Below are 19,395 nucleotides of genomic sequence, written 5' to 3' on the forward strand. Positions count from 1 at the left end.
ACCGCCCTGGCGGCGCCTCAAGGCAGGCGGTATTTCTCCTCGCGGTACGCCCAGCTCGCCCACAGCGCGTGGGCCAGGGCCTCTTCCGTGAGCTTCGGATCCGCGGGCGCCACTGGCTCGTAGACTTCGTCGCGGCCCACCGGCGCCGCCTCGTACCGGAACTCCCTGGGCGGCTTGGACGGCTCCAGCACCAGCAGCTTGTCGCCCTGCAGGTAGCCGAAGTTGTCCGCGTACTGCATCATCGCCCGGTTCGGATCGCGCTGCGTCAGGTCCGCCCCCAGCATCGGATTCACGTTGTCCAGGCCGATCAACGACAACAGGGTGGGCGCCATGTCGATCTGGCTGACCAGGCGGTCGTCCTGGCGGGGCTCGATCCCGGCCCCCAGGATCAGCGCCGGGATCTGGAAATGCCGCACCGGCACCGGGATCGAGCCATAGACCCGCGAATCGTGGTCGGCGATCACCAGGAACACCGTGTTGTTCCAATAGGGCGCCTTCCTGGCCTTGTCGAAGAACTGGCCGAGCGCCCAATCCGCGTAGCGCACGGTGTTGTCCACCGATGCCGGATCCCCCACGGGCGTGATGCGCCCGGCCGGGTACTCCCAGGGCGAGTGGTTGGTGACCGAGAACGCCAGCGTGAACACCGGCTTGTCGCCGTCGGCGCGCAGCAGACGATCCACCTGGTTGAACATGTCTTCATCCGATGCGCCCCACGATCCCTCGAAGACCGGATCCACGAACTTGGGACGATCCACGATCTCGTCGAAGCCGTTGCCCAGGAAGAACGCGCGCATATTGTCGAAATGCGATTCTCCGCCGTAAACGAAGCGTGAATGGTAGCCGTGCTTGCCAAGCAACTGCGCCAGCGTGAAGAAGCCGGTCTGCGAGCGCGGCAGCTTCACGACGGCGTCGGCCACGCTGGGCAGAAAGCCCGCGGTGACGGCTTCGATGCCCCGCACCGAGCGGGTGCCCGTCGCGTAGGCGCGGTGGAACATCCAGCCTTCCTTGCCCAGCCGGTCGATGTTGGGCGTCAGGTCGCGCCCGCCCAGGCTGCCCACGTACTGGGCGCCCAGGCTTTCCTGCAGGATGATCACCACGTTCAGGGGCTTGTCCCGCCGCACCGTGGCCTTCTGCTCGTGCAGGCTGGGATAGCGCGCATCCAGCGGCGCGCCCGCCATGCCAGCCTTCTCCCGCACGATGGCGTTCATTTCGTCCACCGCCATCTTGGGGTACATCGCGGCGGACGAGCGTTCGTCGCGCATGCGATAGGCCGCGTCGAACACGCTATACAGCGAGTTCAGGGCCAGCGCATTGACCATTGCATCGGAACTGAACGCAACCTTGGCGGGATTGATCGGCCGATGCTCCAGCGTGCCGCGCGCGCCCAGGAAAACCAGCGCCAGGATCACCAGCGAGGCGAGCGGCCGCTTCCACCACGCCATGAAGGGATCGCGCGCCCGGGTCGGGAACATCCTGACCGACATCCATGCGGCCACCGCCAGCACCACGAAAGCGGCCAGCAGCACGCCCTTGTAGCCCTGCCACAGCATGGACCCGACTTCCTTGGGGTTGAGCAGGTAGATGAAATACAGGCGATTCGGCCGCGTATCGTATTCCGCGATGAACTGCGGCGTGGAAACCTCCAGCAGCACATACAGCATCCACCACGCCCGGAACCACCAGGCGGTGATGCGGGCGGCCAGCGGCCGGTGCCCGAACCAGGGCGAGAACACGGCCGGCAGCGCAATCACCATCGACAGCAGGCAGACGTCGATGCGCAGGCCGCCCAACAGCAATGGGGCGAGCCCGCCCGCGGCTTCCACGCGATCCCACATCCAGAAGGCAAGGCCAAGGCGTGACAGCGTCAGCAGCGCCAGGACCGCGATGATGAACCGTAGTGTCAGGCGGCGCATGCATCCGCCTCCTGCCGGCCCTGGGGCGCCTGCTCAATGGAAATAACGTTACTGTGTGTACCGAGCAGAACCATGCCGCCTCGTCGTCGAAAAAAAGAAAACGGGCAAGATTAACGCGGTTTGGCGCGGCCTACCCGCATGCTGCCCTATTGCGCGCGCCGCAGGCGTTCGCGGCTGTTGCTCAGGTGCGTGCGCATGGCGGCGCGCGCGCCTTCCGCGTCCTGGCGCAGGATGGCGCTGTAGATGTCCTCGTGCTCGAGGTTCACGCGCGCCAGATAGGCCGCGCGGTCTTCATGGGCGAACTTCGCGGAATTGATGCGGGTGCGCGGGATGATGGCCGAGCCCAGGTGCGACATGAGGTCCGCGAAATAGCGGTTGTCCGTGGATTGGGCGATCAGCAGATGGAACTGGAAGTCCGGCGTGACCGTGTCTCCGCCGCTTTCCAGGGCGCCCTTGAACGCGTCCAGCGCCTTGCGCATTTCCTGCAACTGCGTTTCCGTGCGCCTGCCGGCGGCCAGGCTAGCGGCTTCGCTTTCCAGGCAGATGCGCAGCTCCAGCAGCACCAGCACGTCGCGCACGGTGGCGATGTCGGCCGGGTCCACCCGGAAATCGCCGCCGCCGCTGGGTTCCAGCGCATAGGTGCCCACGCCGTGATGGGTTTCGACCAGGCCCGAGGCCTGTAGCCGAGACAGGGCCTCGCGCACGACGGTGCGGCTCACGCCGAACTGCCGCATGATTTCGGATTCGGTCGGGAGCTTGTCCCCGGGCCGGATGTCACCGCCGCGTATGCGTTCGGAAAAGCTTTCGACCAGGCCCTGGGCCAGGTTCCGGGGACGACGCTGCGGCAAGACGGGGGATTCGGCGAGAGCGTTCATCAGAGGGTCCGAAAGCGGTTGCACAAGGCGAGACGCTGAAAACTCGCGCCTGTCGATTATACGGGCGGCAGGTTATACGACGACATACCACTCAGGCCCGTTTCCTGGCGCCCGCAGCCTGGCCGGCGCCCTCGCCGCGGCAGCGGCGGCGCCCGGCCCGCGAGCCGCCCGGATGGGCCACGATCAGGGGATAGAAGAACAGCGCCGCCAGGAGCCACAGCAAGGCCGCCGACCAGAGCGTCTGGCTCAGGAAATGGGCGCCCTGCAGGATGCGGACGATAGAGAAGCCCGCCCCTGCGGCAATGCCGATGGCCAACCCTGCCCAACGCCATGCGGGTCGCCCCAACGCCCAGCCCGCGAAATACAGGGTCAGCATGGAATAGCCCGCGCCGGCATGGCCGCTGGGCAAGGCGCCCCCGGCCCGGGCGCGCGCCCAGGTCCACCAATGCAGGGGATAAGGGGTATAGCCGCCCAGCGTATCCAGGTCGTAGGGGCGGGGCAGCGTCGTATGGTGTTTCAACTGGGTCACCAGCACCTGCCCGGCCAGACAGGTCGCCGCAACGGCCAGGGCGGGCCCGCGCCAGGGCCTCCAGGCGGGTATGCGGTAGCTGGCCGCCGCCACGCCCACGGACGCGAGCGCAATGCCAATGGGCAGGGCCAGCACCATGCGATGGCCAATCAGGTCGAGCCAGCGGCTCGCCCGCAGGGGGAAGTCATCCAGGGCTGTGTCGAACAGTGCTTGCGCGATGCGCAGGTCCAGCCCGAAGGCATTGGCCCACCAGGCCAGACAGGCCAGGACGAGCGTCACCGCGATGACATGGCTGCATAGGTATGAGGCGGCCGTCGGCTTCCGAAGCTCGGACGACGATAGGGGCGGCATGGTCGATGGACAAGAGGCGCGTCGGGCAAAGGCAGAGCCTAAACCGCGGACAGTCGAAATTTCGTCAAATTCGGGTTTGCGCGTCCGCCGCCGACGCAGCGCCGCCTTCGAAGCTCAGCGTGAAATGGGTGCCCCTGGCCTCGCCTTCCCGGGAAGAAACCACGGTCAGAGACCAGCCCTGCATGTCGCAAACGCGCTTGGCAATGGCCAGGCCCAGCCCTCGGGCCGCCTCGTCGGCCGCCCCCGTGCTGGAATCCCGCATGCGGCCGCTGTAGTAGCGGCGGAACAGGAACGGCAGGTCTTCGGCGGCGATGCCCTTGCCGTCGTCGCCAAGCTCCAGCCCGCCGTCGGCGGCCAGGCGAGCCGTCAGCGTCGCCGGCGCGGCGTGCTCGACCGCATTGCGGACGAGGTTGCGCAGCACCGTCAGCAGGGCGTAGCGGTCCAGGGTGCGGACGTGCCCGGCCTGGATCTGGTTGTCGAACCGCAGTTTCGCCTGCTCGGCCGTGGCCTCGTAGCCCCGCCAGGCGTCTTCCATGCAGGCGGAAAGATCCACGGGCTCCGGCGGGCGCAGTTGATCGCGCGCCATGGCGCGGGCGCTCTCCAGGCTGACGATGACGTCGTCCACGTTGTCCACCACGCGGGCAAGGCGTTCGCGCTGGTCCGGCGTCAGCGACTGGGTCAGCAGCATCAATTCGCTGTCCGAACGGATCGCGGCCAGGGGCGTGCGCACTTCGTGGCTCAGGTTGCCCGCGAATTCGCGTTCGCGGGCGATCGACCTGTCTACCTGATTCTGCACCCGGTTGAATGCCTCGATCAGCCGGCCGGCCTCGTCGTCGCGCGTCACCGCCATGTCGGGCGAGCCGGGCGCCCAGGTCGCCAGCCGGTCCGTCAGGTCCAGCAGCGGGCCGACCGCCACGGCCGCGACGCGCCGCGACAGCGCGTAGGCTCCCACCACGCAGATGGCGCCCACGCCCAGCACGATCAGGCCGAAGTCATGGACCCGCTCTTCGTTGTCGGTGGCGTCATACAGCAGGTACACCTTGCTGCGGCCGGCATCGGCCACCATGACGTGCCAGGTGTAGGCGCCCGGCTCGATCAGGTGCAGGCCGCTGTCCAGGGCCAGGATTTCGTCCGGAATGCCCGCGGGCCGGTTGCCGTCCACGCTGACCCAGGCACGCATCGAACCGCCCAGTTCGCGCACGCCCTCGCGAGGCAGGAAGCCATCGCTGACGCGCGCGTGCTGCACAAGCCGGTCCATCTCGGTATTCAGGATGTCGTTGACCAGATCGTCTTCCATCTGGTCGAAGGTCAGGTAGGCCAGCAAGGCGAGCGCCGTCACGAACAACGCCACCGTTCCCGTCAGCGCCCACACCACGCGCTGGGTCAGGGTGCCGCCCGACGCGACCGTCATGGCGCCGCCCCGCCGTCCAGGGACAGGCGCCAGCCGGTCCCGTGTATGGTCTCGATGCCGTCGAAGCCGGCGTCGGCAAGCGCTCGGCGCAACAGATGCACCTGGCTGCGCAGCGCGTCCGAGGATGGCGGCTCATTGCCCCAGAGCACCGATTCCAGTTCTTCGCGCGATACCACCCTGCCCGGATCCCGCAACAGGGCTTCGATGATGAGACAGGCCTTGCGCGTCAGGTGCACGGGGTTGCCGTTCACGGACACCGCGCGGCTGCGCGTGTCGTAGCGCAGGGGCCCGAAGGCGCGCACCGAATCCACGGTCGATCCCTTGGCCCGCTGGATCAGCGCGAGCAGGCGCGCTTCGACTTCGAGCAGCGCGAAAGGCTTGGTCAGGTAGTCGTCGGCGCCGTGCGAAAAACCGGCCAGCTTATCCTCCAGGCTGTCGCGCGCGGTCAGCATCAGCACCGGCACATCCAGCCGCCGCTCATTGCGCAGCGTGTGCAGCACGGCGTTGCCATCCATGCCCGGCAGGCCGATATCCAGGATCAGCGCGTCGAAACGCTGCTCCGCCAGCCGCTGCAGCGCCGCAGGCCCGGAATAGGCCGCATCGGGCAGGAAGCCTCGGGCCTCCAGAAAGGAGTACAGATTGCCCGAGATGACGGGATCATCCTCGACAATCAGGACCCTGCAATTCGCGCCCACCCCGGTACTGGCCGCCATGGTCTGGTTCCCTATCCCTGCAGGACCTTGCCGGGATTCATGATCCCCTGCGGGTCGAGCGCCAGCTTGATCTTGCGCATCAAGGCCAATTCCACGGAACTCTTGTAGCGCGGCAGCTCGTCGCGCTTAAGCTGGCCCACGCCGTGTTCGGCGCTGATGGAGCCGTCATGGGCGTGCACGCTATCGTGCACCACCCCGTAGATCTCGCCTTGCAGCGCAAGCAATTCGGCCTCGGTCTGCCCCGGCGCATTGGCTACGTTGTAATGCAGGTTGCCGTCGCCCAGGTGGCCGAAGATCACGTGGCGCACGCCCGGGAAGCGCGCCTGCAGCAGGGCGTTCGTCTTGTGCACGAAGCCGGCGATGGAGGAAATGGGAATGGACACGTCGTGCTTCACGGACTTGCCCAGCTCGGCCTCGGCCAGCGGGATGCTTTCGCGCAAATGCCACAAGGCCTTGCTTTGCGCCACGTTGGCGGCGATGGCCGCGTCGTTCACCAGCCCATCCTCGATGGCGGCGCCCAGCACGGCCTCGAAGCGTTCGCGCGCATGCGCTTCGCTTTCGCTGTCGGATAGTTCCAGCAGGGCGAACCAGGGCGAGGCCGCGGACTCGCCTTCGAACGGAAGGCGCTGCTGCGGGAACAGCCGCACGACCGCCTGCAGGCAGGCGCCGCTCATGAGTTCGAAGCCGGTCAGCGCGGCGCCGAAGCCCGAGCGGGCGCGCGACAGCAGCTCCACGGCGTTGTCTATGCTGTCCAGGGTCAGCAAGGCGGTGCAAGAGGCCACCGGCCGCGGGAACAGCTTCAGCGTGGCTGCCGTAATGATGCCCAGCGTTCCTTCGCTGCCGATGTACAGGTCGCGCAGGTCGTAGCCGGTATTGTCCTTGCGCAGGCCGCGCAGCCCGTTCCAGACCTCACCGTCCGCGGTCACGACTTCCAGCCCCAGCGTCAGGTCGCGCGTGTTGCCGTAGCGCAGCACCTGCGTGCCGCCGGCGTTGGTCGCGAGATTGCCGCCGATGGTGCAGCTGCCCTCCGCGGCCAGGCTCAGGGGAAACAGCCGGTCCGCCTGGGCCGCCGCCTCCTGCACGGCCTGCAGGATGCAGCCCGCCTCCACGGTAATGGTGTCGTTGGCGGTATCCAGGGCGCGCACGGCGGTCAGGCGGGCGGTGGACAGGACGATCGCCGTGCCCGAACCGTCGGGCGTCGCGCCCCCGCACAGCCCCGTATTGCCGCCCTGCGGCACCAGCGGCGCGCCATGCCTGGCGCAGAGCCTGACCGCCGCCGCCACTTCCTCCGTGGAGCCAGGGCGGATCACCGCCAGCGCCGCGCCCCGGTAGCGGCGGCGCCAGTCGAGCACGTAGGATTCGGCGTCGGAGCCGGTCAGCACGTGGGATGGGCCCAGGAGGGCCTGCAGTTCGCTCAGCAAAGTCATATGCGCCGCACAAGTAAGGCCTGGTCGCGCCCAGGCGCCGGATCGGGGAGTGTGCGGCCTATTGTAGGGGCTGAAAGCCCCTGCGAGCCGCCCCTAGCCGACGGCCTGGTCCAGCCGCGCGCCCGTCAGGCCGGAGCAGAAGGCCCGCGAGGCGATGCGGTTCATCAGGAAAGCGCGGTCGATGCCGGCCGGGCCGGGCATTTCGGACAGCGCCCGATAGGCGCGGCGCAGGGCTTCGCCCCGGGTCGCGCCGCACACCAGCAGCCGCGTGCACGGCAGGCGGCGGTCCACGCAGCCGTCGATGCGGACTTCCAGCGCATGGCCGGCCACGGGTTCGCAGTCGGCGACGGCCGCACCCGAATGCGGCTGCGCCTCAGCGCTGATCACGCGGAACACGCCGCTGCGGTCGTCCAGCGCGAAAGCCACCGTGCCCATGCCCTGCCAGCCATGGTCGCGCGCCACATCGGCGGCGACGGTGCGCAGGGCATTCTCGACGGAAACCGGCAAATGCGGCGCCGGACATTCGGCGACCAGGACCCGGGCCTCGCGCCAGACGCAGCGCTCCCAGGCGCGGCCCGTGGACAGGCGGCCCGATTCGGAGATGAACACATGGATATCGAGCCGGCGCTCGCGGCCCGCGGCAGGGCCGGCATAGTCCGTGGGGGGGCCCCGCCGGCTGGTGGCGCCTCCCGATGACATGACAGTAGAAACTTTGGCTCCCATGGCCCCTCCCGGTCTTTCTGCTTGCATAGCAAGCGTATCACCTTCGAGTGCCGAGCAAGTTCCATGCCATGCGCCGCCCTGGGTGGAAGGCCGTCCGCCGGGGCCGGCGGGCGCACCGGAACGAGGCGGCATGCCCCGCCTCGCGCACCAGGCGGGGGCGATACCGCGCGGACGCGGCGGCCCGGCGGCAAATGCCCTACGCCATCCGCCGGATGAAGGACGACCTCCGATGGGGGATAATTTCGCCTTGGCCCTTCGCCAGGCGCGCATTGACACACGGGTTTACCATTCATTAAACCCAGCGAGAACCCGCGCTGTAACCTCTTACCAAATGGAACCGCCGTGGGCAACAACACGCAATTTCCCGCCGCTGTCTTCAAGGCCTATGACATCCGCGGCACCGTGCCGGACCTGATCGACGCCCGCTTCGCCCGCGCGCTGGGCGCGGCGCTGGCTGCCCGCGCGCGCGAACAGGGCGTGCAGACGCTGGTCGTCGGCCGCGACGGCCGCCTGAGCAGCGAAATGCTGTCGGTGGCTCTGCAGGAGGGCATGCTGGAAGGCGGCGTGGATACCCTGGACATCGGGATGGTGCCCACCCCCCTGGTCTATTTCGCCGCCAACGTCATGCAGACCGGCTCGGGCGTGGCGATCACCGGCAGCCACAACCCGCCCAAATACAACGGCTTCAAGATGATGATGGGCGGGCGCGCCCTCTATGGCGACGACGTGCAGGCCCTGGCCGCCGCCATGAACGGCCCCGCGCCTGCCGCGGCGGTCCGCACCGGCACGCGCCGCCAGTTGGACCTGGTGGCGGCCTATGTCGCCCGCGTGGCCTCGGGCGTCAAGCTGGCGCGGCCCATGAAGATCGCCATCGATTGCGGCAATGGCGTGGCCGGCGCCGTCGCGCCCGCGCTCTTCCGCGCCCTGGGCTGCGAGGTCACCGAACTGTTCTGCGAGGTGGATGGCAACTTCCCCAACCACCATCCCGATCCCGCCGAACCCAAGAACCTGCAGGACCTGATCAAGTGCGTGGCCGAGACCGACTGCGAACTGGGCCTGGCGTTCGACGGCGACGGCGACCGCCTGGGCGTGGTCACGAAGTCCGGCCAGATCGTCTGGCCCGACCGCCAGCTGGTGCTGTTCGCCCGCGACGTACTCGAGCGCAATCCCGGCGCCACCATCATCTACGACGTGAAGTGCAGCCGCCACGTCGGCCTCTCGATCGAAGCGGCCGGCGGCGTCCCGCTCATGTGGAAAACCGGCCATTCGCTGGTGAAGGCCAAGCTGGCAGAGACCGGCGCTCCACTTGCCGGCGAGATGAGCGGCCACATCTTCTTCAAGGAGCGCTGGTACGGCTTCGACGACGGGCTCTACACGGGCGCCCGCCTGCTGGAGATCGTGTCGCGCGCGGCGGACCCCTGCGCCATGCTGGAAGCCCTGCCGCAGGACGTCTCGACGCCGGAGCTCAAGCTCGAAATGGAGGAAGGCCAGCCTTTCACCCTGGTCCAGGCCCTGCAGGACCAGGGGCAATTCCCCGGTGCGAAGCGCGTCATCACCATCGACGGCGTGCGCGCGGAATACCCGGACGGTTTCGGCCTGGCGCGCCCCTCGAACACCACGCCCGTCGTCGTGCTGCGCTTCGAAGCGCAGACGGCCGAGGCGCTGGAACGCATCCAGGCCGACTTCCGCCGTGAACTGAGCAAGCTCGCTCCGCAAGCCAATCTGCCTTTCTAGACTGCCCATGTCCTTATCCAACAGCCCAGCGTGGCAACAGTTCATCGCCACGACGCGTTCCGCTTCCAGGCGGGGCGAGCAATTGCGCGTCATCAATGCTCCGGGGCTGCGCCTGGACCTGAGCGCGCAGGCGTATTCGCCGGAGCTGCAGAAGGCCGAGGAAGCGCTGCTGGCGCAACAGGGATTCGACGCCGCCCGCGCCCGCCTGTTCGATGGCGGCAACGCGAACTGGACTGAAGAGCGCGCCGCCTGGCATACCGCGCTGCGCGCGCCCGAACCGCCCGCGATGGTGGCGAAGGCCGTGCTGGCCGAGCGCGAGCGCCTGCGTGAGTTCGTGCGCGAGGCGGATGCGGCGGACCGCTACGGCTGTGTGCTGCATCTGGGCATCGGCGGCAGCGATTGGGGGCCGAGGCTGGTTACGCGGGCGTTGCGCCACGGCGGCGCCCGCCGCGAAGTGCGCTTTGCGTCGAACGTGGACTCGCACTCCGTCGCCGACGCAATGAGCCGCCTGGACCCGCACGATACTCTGGTCATCGTCGCCTCCAAGTCGTTCACGACCACCGAACCGCGGGCCAACGCCGAAGTGGCGATGAACTGGCTGCGCGACGCGGGCGTCGCCGATCCGATCAAGCAGGTCGTGGCCGTTACCGCCAACGTCGAGGCCGCGCTCAATCTGGGGATACTGCCCGACCACATCTTCCAGATATGGGATTGGGTGGGCGGCCGCTATTCCTTGTGGTCGGCGATCGGCCTTCCTATCGCGCTGGCGCTGGGCAACGACGCCTTCGACCAGCTGCTGGCGGGCGCCGCCGCCATGGACGAGCACTTCCGCACGGCGCCCTTCGAGGAAAACGCCCCCGTCCAGCTGGCGCTGGCCGGCGTGGTCAACCGCAGCGTCCTGGGCTACGACTCGTTGGTGATCGCCCCCTACGACGCGCGGCTCTACTACATCGTTCCCTGGGCGCAGCAGCTGGAAATGGAATCGCTGGGCAAGGTCGCCACCGCGGACGGCAGCCCCGCTGGCGTGCCCACCGGCCCGGCGGTATGGGGCATGTCCGGCACCGACTGCCAGCACACGTTCTTCCAGTGGCTGCACCAGGACACCGCCGGCGCGCCCGTCGATTTCATCCTGTGCGAGCAGCCCGCCCATGCCTACACGCGGCATCATGAACTGCTGATCGCAAACTGCCTGGCGCAGCGCTCGGCGCTGCTGCGGGGCAAAACCTACGAAGAGGCGCTGGCCGAGACATCGGCCGCCGAAAGCGATCCGGAACGCGCCCGGCTGCTGGCCCGGCACCGCGTCCACCCGGGCGGACGCCCGTCTTCGCTCATCGTGCTGCCGCGCCTCGAAGCCTATACGCTGGGCGCGCTGCTGGCTCTTTACGAGCACAAGGTGTTCACGCAGGGCGTGATCTGGGGCATCAATCCCTTCGACCAATGGGGAGTCGAGTTCGGCAAGGCCCTGGCAAAGAGCATCATGCACGAACTGGATACGCCGCAGGCGATCGAACAAGACCCGTCCACGCGCTACTGGATCGACGCGATCGCGCGGCGGCATTGAAAGCCCCACCCCTCCGGGTGTCTGACACCCTTACCCACCTTCCGAGTGTCTGACATCCTTACCCACCTTCCGAGTGTCTGACACCCTTACGAGACGGCCCCTCAGATTTGATCCCGTGCGACCGGGTGTCTGACACCGGCTGACTTTGTGGCACCGTCCAGATTCAAGCGCTGTTCAGATACGGCCGGTGTCAGACACCCAGAAACATCGCCTCAAGCATGCTGGTCGTCTCGTTAGGGTGTCAGACACTCGGAAGGTGGGTATGGGTGAGTATGTCACACACGCGAATTGGAAAGGCTCTCATACACCCCCACGTGAACCCGCGCGACGCGTTCAATATCGAACTCGCGTTCCGCCAGCGCCCTTCCCGCCTTGCCCATGGCCTGGCGCAAGGAAGCGTCCGTCGCCAGGCGGGCGATGGCGTCCGCCAGCGCCTGCGCGTCGCGCACCGGCACCAGCAGGCCGGTCTCGCCGGGCTCGATGGCGTCGCGGCAGCCCGGCACGTCGGTGGTCACGACCGCGCGCGCGCAAGCCGCGGCTTCTATCAGGGACTTGGGCAGGCCTTCACGGTATGACGGCAGCACGGCGATGTGCGAGGCCGCGTACAACCCCGCCACGTCCGAGCGTTCGCCCAGCGCGCGAACGCAGCCTTCGCGCTGCCACGCATCCACGTCTTCCTGCGTCGCAGACGCGGGATTGCCGGCGTCCACGCCTCCCACCAGCTGCATTGTCACAGGCACGCCGCGCTCGCGCAGCAGGCGGGCCGCCTGCACGAACTCCTGCACGCCCTTGTCGCGCAACAGGCGCGCCACCATGGTGGCGACGACCGGCGGCGCGGGCGGTTCGGGTACGGCCTGGTATGCATCCAGGTCCACGCCGGCGCCGCGGATCATCACGACTTGGTCGTCACGCACCGCGCCCAGCGATTTGAGAAGGTCGCGGTCGCTGGCGTTCTGGAAGATCACGCGGCTATTGGGATGCCCCAGAGCCAGGCGGTACAGGCGCGCGACCACCGCGCGCACCAGCTTCATCTTGAGCGAATTGGACAGGAACACGAAGCCCAGGCCGGAGATGGCCGCGACCATGCCCGGCACTCGTGTCAGGCGCGCGGCAATGCCGCCGTACAGCACGGGCTTGATCGTGACCAGATGCACGATCCGCGGGCGCAGTCGGCGGAACAGGCGTACCAGGGCCAGCAGCGTGCCCAACTCCTGCAGGGGATGCTTGCCGCTGCGCGTCATGGGGATGGCGTGATGCGTCATGCCCAGCGCCTGGATGTCGGCAACGGCCGGCCCCTCCATGGTGGCGACATGCACCTCGTAGCCGTCCCGCTGCGCCGCCAGCGCCACGGGCACGCGATGCGACATGAAAAATGCCGGGTTGTTGACGACAAACAGCAAGCGGCGTCCGGCGCTCATGCCTGCGCTCCTGAAATCCGGCGCCATACGGCGATATAGCCCTGCACCATGCGCGCAAGGTCGAAATGCTCCAGCACCCTGGCCCGCCCAGGCCCGCCGGCGCGCTCGCGGCCGCGGGCGGCCACCTCGCGCAGGCCGGTTTCGATGCCGCGCGCCAGCGCCTCTGCCTGCTCGGGCGGAACCACCACGCCGGCATCGCCCACGATATAGGCCGCATCCCCGACGTCCGTCACGACGCAGTAGACGCCGCAGGCCATGGCCTCGGCGACCACGTTGGGAAATCCCTCGGCGCAGCTGGACAGGACGTGCAGGTCCAGGCCGTTCATTGCGGCGGGCACGTCGTCGCTGGGACCGGCCAGCACCAGCCGGTCGCGCAGGCCGAGCCGGTCGATCAGGGCCCCCAGCTCGGGGTTTTCCGCCGTCATGCCCCGGCCGATCAGCACGCAGCGCAGCCCGGCGTCACGGCCGTCGCGAACCAGCGCGGCTACCGCCCGCAACAGGTTGGCGTGGTCTTTGAGCGGGTCCCAGCGCGCCACGCAACCGATCACCGGCGCATCGCCCGTCAGGCCCCATTGCGCGCGCATGCGCATGCCGGATGCGCTGTCGGGCGAGTAGCGCGACAGGTCGTAGCCATTGGATATCACCACCAGCCGGTCGCGCCGGTAGCCTTTGTCGGCATGGCGTTCCGCGGCCTTCTGCGCGGCGCACACGATGGCCCTGGGCACGCTGCCGGACAGCAGCGCGCACGCGCGCAGCACCAGGCGCGCCGACCGGCTGCTGCGTTCGAGATGTTCGCCGGAATTGCGGATGCCCCAGGCGATGGCGCGCACGCCCGCCAAGCGGGCGGCCAGGCCGCCGATCAGGTCGGCGTGGTACATCCAGGTCTGCACTGCGTCGGGGCGCGTGCGGGCGATGAGCCCGCGCAAGGCCATGAAGCCCCCCGGGCTGACCCGTCCGCGCTTCATGCCCAGCGCGTGCACGGCCACGCCGGCGGCGCGCAGGCGCTCGCCGTAGATGCCTTCGTCGGTCAGCGACACGACGACGTGCTCCACGCCCGCCTCCGGATACGTGGCCAGACGGAACAGCACGGATTCCGCGCCGCCCTGCCCCAGGCCGGTAATGACATGCAGGACCCGCAGCGCTCCGGCGCTCATCGCCCTTCCCTCACCGCTTCGAACAGCTCATCCCATTCCGCCAGCACGCTGGCCAGCGCGTAGCGTTGCCGGACGGCCGCCGAGCCGCGCATGCCCAGCTGTTCGCGTAGGGCGATGTCGCTCATGAGGCGATGCAGGGCGTCGCGCAGCGCCTGGCGGTTGCCGGCGGGCACCAGCAGCGCATCCTCGCCGTCCCGCGTCATTTCACGGGGACCGCTGGGGCAGTCGAACGCCACGCACGGCAGGCCCAGCGACATGGCTTCCAGCAGCACGTTGGGGAACCCTTCCACCAGCGAGCTCAGCACGAAGGCCTGGCCGCGCGCCAGCTCATCCCAGGGCGCCTCGGTGCGGCCAGGCAGGCTGACGCGGGATTGCAGGCCCAGGCGCGCGATCTGCTGCTCCAGCGCGCCGCGTTCGGGGCCTTCCCCCCAGATGCGCAGGTCCCAGTCCGGGAATTCGGGCGCCAGCTGGGCGAACACATCGATGAGCAGGTCGAACTGCTTGTCGGTAACCAGCCGTCCCATCGCGAGCAGTTCGCGGGGACCATCCTCGCGCTGGCGCACGCGCGGCGCGTCCAGTAAGGGCGCGGGCAAGGGATTGGGAATGACAGCCAGGCGCTTGATGCCGGGCACCTGGCGCGAGAACGGGCCCGCCGTGTCCTCCGCCTGCACAGTGACCATGTCGGCGCGCGGATAGAGCAGGCGGCGCAGCTTGCGCCACACGGAGCCCGTAGTGGTCTCGGCCACCGGGTTCGTGCGCTCGCAGACGATGAGCGGGACGCCCAGGCCCCGCGTGGCCAGGATGGCGGCCACGTTGACGTTGGTCAGGAACGACACCACGACGTCCGGCCGAGTGTCGCGGATGTGCCTGCGCAGCACCAGCAGGCGCCTGAAGGCGGCCATGGCGCCCGAGGCGCGCGTGCCCGCCAGGTCCGCCAGCCACGCCAGCTCCACCTTGTCCGAAAGCGGATAGAAGCAGGTTCCCTTGGATGAGTAGGTAGGCGTCAGGGTGACGGAGTTTCCGCGCTCGGCCCAGGCGTTGACCAGCGTCGCCGCGACACGCTCGGCGCCGCCCGCATGCATGGAACTGACCAGCATCAGTATTTTCATACGTCAAAGACTCCCAACCGTTCCTCCTTGATCCGCGCCGTTGCGATAGCGGTCCAGCCAGGCCTGCATCATCAGCACGCCCCAAAGATGGCTGTCCCAGTTGCGATGCCCCGAAGAATGCTCGCGCCATTTGCGCAGGATGGGTTCGGGTTCGAACCAGCCCTCCTGGCGCAGGCGCGCGGGGTCCAGCAGCGCCTCGGCCCATTCGCGCAGCGGGCCGCGCAGCCAGGCGGCCAACGGCACGGCGAAACCGCGCTTGGGCCGGTCCACCAGAGACTGCGGCACGTGGCGGTACAGCACCTGGCGCAGCAACCATTTGCCCGTGTTGCCGCGCACCTTGTAGCGGTGCGGCAGGCTCCAGGCGAACTCGTACACGCGATGGTCGATCAGCGGCACCCGCGTCTCCAGGCTGACCGCCATGGCGGCGCGGTCCACCTTGACCAGGATGTCGTCCGGCAGGTAGGTCACCGTGTCGAGCTTCATCATGGATTCGAACGTGCTTCCGCGCATGACCCGCGCGAACTCGGACACGGGCTCCACGCCCCCTTTCACCACGCTCGACGGATCGGCCCAATACGACACGAAATGGCGGTAGAACTCGCCGCGCGTATCGGCGCGCAGGAGCTCTCCCAGCTTGCCGACCTTGCCGCGCCAGGCGCCGCGCCCAGGCAGGAGGGCCGACGCGCTGAGCAGGGCGCCGGCAGGCTTGCGCATCACGGCGGGGATCCGCTCGCACTGGTCCCACCATTTGTTCACGCGGAAATAGCGCGAATAGCCGCCGAAGAGCTCGTCGCCGCCATCCCCGGACAACGCGACCGTGACGTGCTGGCGAGCCATGTGCGTGACCAGGGAGGTCGGGATCTGCGACGAATCCGCGAACGGCTCGTCGTACATGTCGGCGAGCTTGGGCACCACGGCCAGCGCGTCTTCCGCCGTCACGTACAGCTCGGTGTGATCGGTGCCCAGGTGCGCGGCCACCGCCTTGGCATGCTGCGCCTCGTCATAGCCCTTCTCGTGGAAACCGATGGCGAAGGTGCGCACGGGCTGCGAGCTCTGGGCCTGCATCAGGGCGACGATGGTCGACGAATCGATGCCTCCGGAAAGGAATGCGCCCAGGCTGACGTCGGCCAGCATCTGGCCGCCCACCGCCTTGGACAGCACGCCTTCCAGCGCGTCCGAAGCCTGCGCGTCCGTCTCGAACGACAGCGGCGATTTCGCGGCGGTGTCGGCGGCCTCGCGGGCCGACCAATACACGCGCGGCTCGGGCATGCGGCGGCTGCGCGTATCGTCTGCGGTGAACTCGACCCAGGTGCCCGGCGGCAGCTTGGCGATGCCTTCGTAGATGGATTGCGGCGCCGGGATATAGTTGTGCCGCATGAACGACGCCAGCGCGTTGCGGTTCAGCTCGCGGCCGAAGCCGGGTATGGGCATCAGGCCCTTGAGCTCGGAAGCGAACACGAGCTCGGCGCCCGAATAGCCGTAATACAGCGGCTTCTCGCCCATGCGGTCGCGCGCCAGCACCAGCTTGCGCGAGGCGCGGTCCCACAGCGCGATGGCGAACATCCCCACCGCTGCCTGCAGCGTGGCCTCGATGCCCAGCGAGGTAAAGCCCGCCAGCAGGGTCTCGGTGTCGGAATGGCCGCGCCAGGACGGCGCCAGCGCCGATTGCTCGAGCTGCTTGCGGATGTCCAGGTGGTTGTAGATTTCGCCGTTGAACACCATGACGTAGCGGCCGCAGGCGGAAGTCATGGGTTGGTGGCCCGCTTCGGTCAGGTCCAGGATCGCCAGGCGCACGTGCGCCAGCGCCAGCTCGGCTTCGGGGTCTTCCCAGAATCCATTGCTGTCGGGCCCGCGATGGCGGATGCGGCGGCAGCTCTCCGCCAGCACTTGCTCCTTGTTCCCGATGGGGCCCCAGATACCGACTATTCCGCACATGATGATGTTCTCGTTGTCACCGTAGCGACGGCGCGGCGCGCATGGGCCCTAGCGGCCCTGTCCGCGCACGCCGTCAAAAAGTTCTTGCCATTTCTGCAACACGCGCGCGGCCGAAAAACGGTCGCGCACTTCGATTGCCGCCTGCGCCATGCGGCGGCGTTCCTCGGCGTCGCTCATGACGGCGTCCAGCGCCTTGCAAAGCGCTGGCACATCGCCATTGGGCCGGACCAGCACGCCGTCCACCCCTTCCCGCACGATTTCGCGCGGACCGGTATCGCAATCGAATGAGACCGCGGCAAGGCCGCTGGCCATGGATTCGAGCAGGGTATTCGACAGCCCTTCGAAGCGCGAGGTCAATACGTAGAGATCGGCGCTTTCATACCAGTCGCCGACATTGCCCGCGCGGCCCGGCATGAAGACGCGCCGCTCCAGGCCGGCTTCGCGCACCTGCGCCTCGAGCGCGCCCCGCTCGTCGCCCTCGCCCAGGATAACCAAGTCCCAGTCAGGATGCGATGCCGCAAGTTGCGCATAGGCCTGGATCAGAAGATCGAAGCCCTTGTCCGCGTGCAGCCGGCCCACCGCCAGCAAACGCTTGCGGCCGTCGCCCGCAATGGGGGGCAGGATGGGTTCGGCGCGCGGCAGCGGGAAATGCACCGGATTGGGAATGACGGCCAGGCGGCAGCCCTGTACATGCCGGTCCAGCCAGTCCGCGGTGCCGCGCGTCAGCGCCACGACGCTCGCCGCGCGCGGATAGGTCAGGCGCCGCAGGCGCTGCCAGAAGCCCGACAGGGTCTGCGAAGGAGGATGCGTGTGCTCGGTCGCGATCACCCGGCAGGACAGCCCCGCGCAGGCCAGCACGGACAGCACGGAGGCCGTCGTCATCATGCCCAGCACGATATCGGGACGGAACGAGCGGACCACGCGGCGCAGCGCGCGCACGCGCTGCACGTTGCCCCAGATGCCCCGCAGGCCGCCGCCCTCGCCTGCGGTGTGCAGCACTTCGCGCCGGACCTTGGGGTGCAGGGCGTAAACATCGCCCTCGGCGCTCGCCTGGGTGACCACCATGACGTCGCGGCCCATCCCGGCCCAGTGCGCGCTCAGGTCGGCGGCCACCCGTTCGGCGCCGCCGCCATGCAGCGAATGGATGAACAGCAATACTCGCAGGGGCCGGCCAGAATCGGTCGGGGCCATTCAATCTGCCTCCTTGGGTTCGGCCCTGCGCATCGCCACCGCCAGGTAGCAGGCGAAGGACAGCACATACATGCAACTGGTCGCCAGCATGATGCCGGCCGCCCCCATGCGGGGCGCCAGCACGGTGTTCAGCACCGCCTTCAGGGCGAAGTTGGCCACGGCAATGGCGGCCATGATGCGATAGCGGTTCTGGCTCGCCAGCAATTGCACCAGGATCAGCACGCCGAAATAGAACGGCAGTTGCAGCAGCCCCCAGCGCAGCACGTGCGCGACGGCCTGGGTATTCTCCGCCGTGAAGGCGCCGCGCTGGAACAGCAGCGCCACGCCCCACGGCGCCAGCACCCAGCCGACCAGCACCACCGCGCCGCCCGCGGCCAGCATCAGCAGGGACCACTTCAAGGCCATGGCGCGCGCGCGCGCGGTGTCGCCGCGCGCCTGCACGTCGGCCAGCACGGGCAGCGCCGCGCGGCCCACCGACACCGCCCCGATGCCCAGCAGCAGGGACAGCAGCCGGCTGGCGTAGCCCAGCGTGGCGTTGGCGTTCGCGCCCAGGTTGGCGGCGGCGTACTGGTCCAGCGGCCCGACGAAGCTCATGGCTACCTGGCCGATCAGCATCACGCCGGCGGCGCTCATCAATTCCGGCCAGTGCGGCGAGCGCAGCGACAGGCGCGGCGCCCCCCAGAATCCGCCGTCGGCGCGCGCCGCCAGCCAGGCGAGCCAGACCGTCTGGATGACATAGCCCACCAGGGTGCCCCACAACAGCGGCCCCACCCCGTCGGCGCTGGCCGCCAGCATGACCCAGGCCAGCGTCGCCACGGCGGGCACGCTGTCCAGCAGGGTATTGACGTGCCGCTCCTGCGCGCGCAGGCGGGCGGCGCTGATGCCGGCGACGAGCAGCAGCGCGGATACGGGCGCGAACGCGGCGAGCAACTGGCCGGTCATGTCGCCCACGCGGGCCGACAGGCCTTCCCCCAGCATGCCGAGCACTTGCGGCCAGGCAAGCCACGTCAGCAGCGCCAGGGCGACTCCCGCCGCCGCGACCCAGCCCTGCAGCTCGCCGATGAACAGGTTTCTTTCGGATTCTTCCGCGCGGCGCAATCGCACCAGCACCGGGATCAGGACCACCGACAGCACGCCCACGATCGTCACGGGCAGCCAGGTGGCCATCGTCATTGTGAATTGATAGGCGTCCACGGCGTCGCTGACGCCGTAGCGGTACGCCACCGCCATCTCCTTGATGGCGCCGGCGGCCTTGCCCAGCAGCAGGAACACCGCCACCCGGAACGCGCCCTTGAAAATGCGCTGATGGTCCGGGTGGATGCTGCCGAGTTTTCTGACGAGTGCTTTCAAA

General features: G+C 68.6%; 15 protein-coding genes. 2 read left to right on the forward strand and 13 right to left on the reverse strand.

The genetic code is table 11. The annotated features are described in order from the left end of the window. Positions 1 to 17: 17 nt before the first annotated feature. From JL37_RS19995 to JL37_RS20025, 7 genes are all read right to left on the reverse strand, one after another. Positions 18 to 1,913 carry an LTA synthase family protein gene (locus JL37_RS19995; RefSeq protein WP_043546280.1) on the reverse strand — a complete coding sequence of 632 codons (1,896 nt, stop codon included), beginning with the start codon at positions 1,911 to 1,913 and terminating at the stop codon, positions 18 to 20. A gap of 146 nt (positions 1,914 to 2,059) precedes the next feature. Next, positions 2,060 to 2,788: a FadR/GntR family transcriptional regulator gene (locus JL37_RS20000; RefSeq protein WP_043546281.1), complete on the reverse strand. Its 729-nt coding sequence runs from the start codon at positions 2,786 to 2,788 to the stop codon at positions 2,060 to 2,062. Positions 2,789 to 2,879: 91 nt separating this feature from the next. Continuing rightward, on the reverse strand, positions 2,880 to 3,668 hold the full coding sequence (locus tag JL37_RS20005; RefSeq protein ID WP_052097430.1) for a phosphatase PAP2 family protein: 789 nt from the start codon (positions 3,666 to 3,668) through the stop codon (positions 2,880 to 2,882). 64 nt (positions 3,669 to 3,732) lie between these two features. Further along, positions 3,733 to 5,079, reverse strand: coding sequence for a HAMP domain-containing sensor histidine kinase (locus JL37_RS20010; RefSeq protein ID WP_043546282.1), 1,347 nt, complete (start codon positions 5,077 to 5,079; stop codon positions 3,733 to 3,735). Continuing rightward, positions 5,076 to 5,792 carry a response regulator transcription factor gene (locus tag JL37_RS20015; protein ID WP_043546283.1) on the reverse strand — a complete coding sequence of 239 codons (717 nt, stop codon included), beginning with the start codon at positions 5,790 to 5,792 and terminating at the stop codon, positions 5,076 to 5,078. The genes JL37_RS20010 and JL37_RS20015 overlap by 4 nt, the downstream gene beginning before the upstream one ends. A gap of 11 nt (positions 5,793 to 5,803) precedes the next feature. Further along, entirely contained in the window at positions 5,804 to 7,219 is a 1,416-nt protein-coding gene (locus tag JL37_RS20020; protein ID WP_043546284.1) for an FAD-binding oxidoreductase, read from the reverse strand. Between the two features lie 93 nt (positions 7,220 to 7,312). Beyond that, positions 7,313 to 7,942 carry a BPTD_3102 family carboxylase-like protein gene (locus JL37_RS20025; protein WP_043546285.1) on the reverse strand — a complete coding sequence of 210 codons (630 nt, stop codon included), beginning with the start codon at positions 7,940 to 7,942 and terminating at the stop codon, positions 7,313 to 7,315. Between the two features lie 342 nt (positions 7,943 to 8,284). On the opposite strand from JL37_RS20025, the gene JL37_RS20030 reads away from it, so the two are divergent. Together JL37_RS20030 and pgi are read left to right on the forward strand one after the other, a co-directional pair. Further along, the gene (locus JL37_RS20030) at positions 8,285 to 9,676 is read left to right on the forward strand and encodes a phosphomannomutase/phosphoglucomutase (protein WP_043546286.1); all 1,392 of its coding nucleotides are present in this window, start codon (positions 8,285 to 8,287) and stop codon (positions 9,674 to 9,676) included. A 7-nt stretch (positions 9,677 to 9,683) separates the two neighbouring features. Next, positions 9,684 to 11,237 (forward strand): glucose-6-phosphate isomerase, encoded by a 1,554-nt coding sequence (gene pgi / locus JL37_RS20035; protein ID WP_043546287.1) that lies wholly within the window; start codon positions 9,684 to 9,686, stop codon positions 11,235 to 11,237. A gap of 275 nt (positions 11,238 to 11,512) precedes the next feature. Here pgi and JL37_RS20040 read toward each other — a convergent pair whose 3' ends face one another. From JL37_RS20040 to murJ, 6 genes are read right to left on the reverse strand one after another with little or no spacing between them, the layout of a single operon-like run. Continuing rightward, positions 11,513 to 12,655 (reverse strand): glycosyltransferase family 4 protein, encoded by a 1,143-nt coding sequence (locus JL37_RS20040; RefSeq protein ID WP_043546288.1) that lies wholly within the window; start codon positions 12,653 to 12,655, stop codon positions 11,513 to 11,515. Then, positions 12,652 to 13,809, reverse strand: a complete 1,158-nt coding sequence (locus tag JL37_RS20045) for a glycosyltransferase (protein ID WP_043546289.1) — start codon at positions 13,807 to 13,809, stop codon at positions 12,652 to 12,654. Before JL37_RS20045 ends, JL37_RS20040 begins: the two co-directional genes overlap by 4 nt. Continuing rightward, on the reverse strand, positions 13,806 to 14,918 hold the full coding sequence (locus JL37_RS20050) for a glycosyltransferase family 4 protein (protein WP_043546290.1): 1,113 nt from the start codon (positions 14,916 to 14,918) through the stop codon (positions 13,806 to 13,808). The genes JL37_RS20045 and JL37_RS20050 overlap by 4 nt, the downstream gene beginning before the upstream one ends. Before the next feature lie 3 nt (positions 14,919 to 14,921). Next, a complete protein-coding gene (gene asnB, locus JL37_RS20055) occupies positions 14,922 to 16,853 on the reverse strand; it encodes an asparagine synthase (glutamine-hydrolyzing) (protein WP_043546291.1) in 1,932 nt (643 codons plus the stop codon). Positions 16,854 to 16,901: 48 nt separating this feature from the next. Then, positions 16,902 to 18,044 carry a glycosyltransferase family 4 protein gene (locus tag JL37_RS20060; protein ID WP_043546292.1) on the reverse strand — a complete coding sequence of 381 codons (1,143 nt, stop codon included), beginning with the start codon at positions 18,042 to 18,044 and terminating at the stop codon, positions 16,902 to 16,904. After that, a complete protein-coding gene (gene murJ / locus JL37_RS20065; protein WP_043546293.1) occupies positions 18,045 to 19,394 on the reverse strand; it encodes a murein biosynthesis integral membrane protein MurJ in 1,350 nt (449 codons plus the stop codon). Between the last annotated feature and the right edge of the window lies 1 nt (position 19,395).

Origin of the sequence: Achromobacter sp. RTa (genome assembly GCF_000757485.1) — a bacterium.
GTDB lineage: Bacteria > Pseudomonadota > Gammaproteobacteria > Burkholderiales > Burkholderiaceae_B > Achromobacter.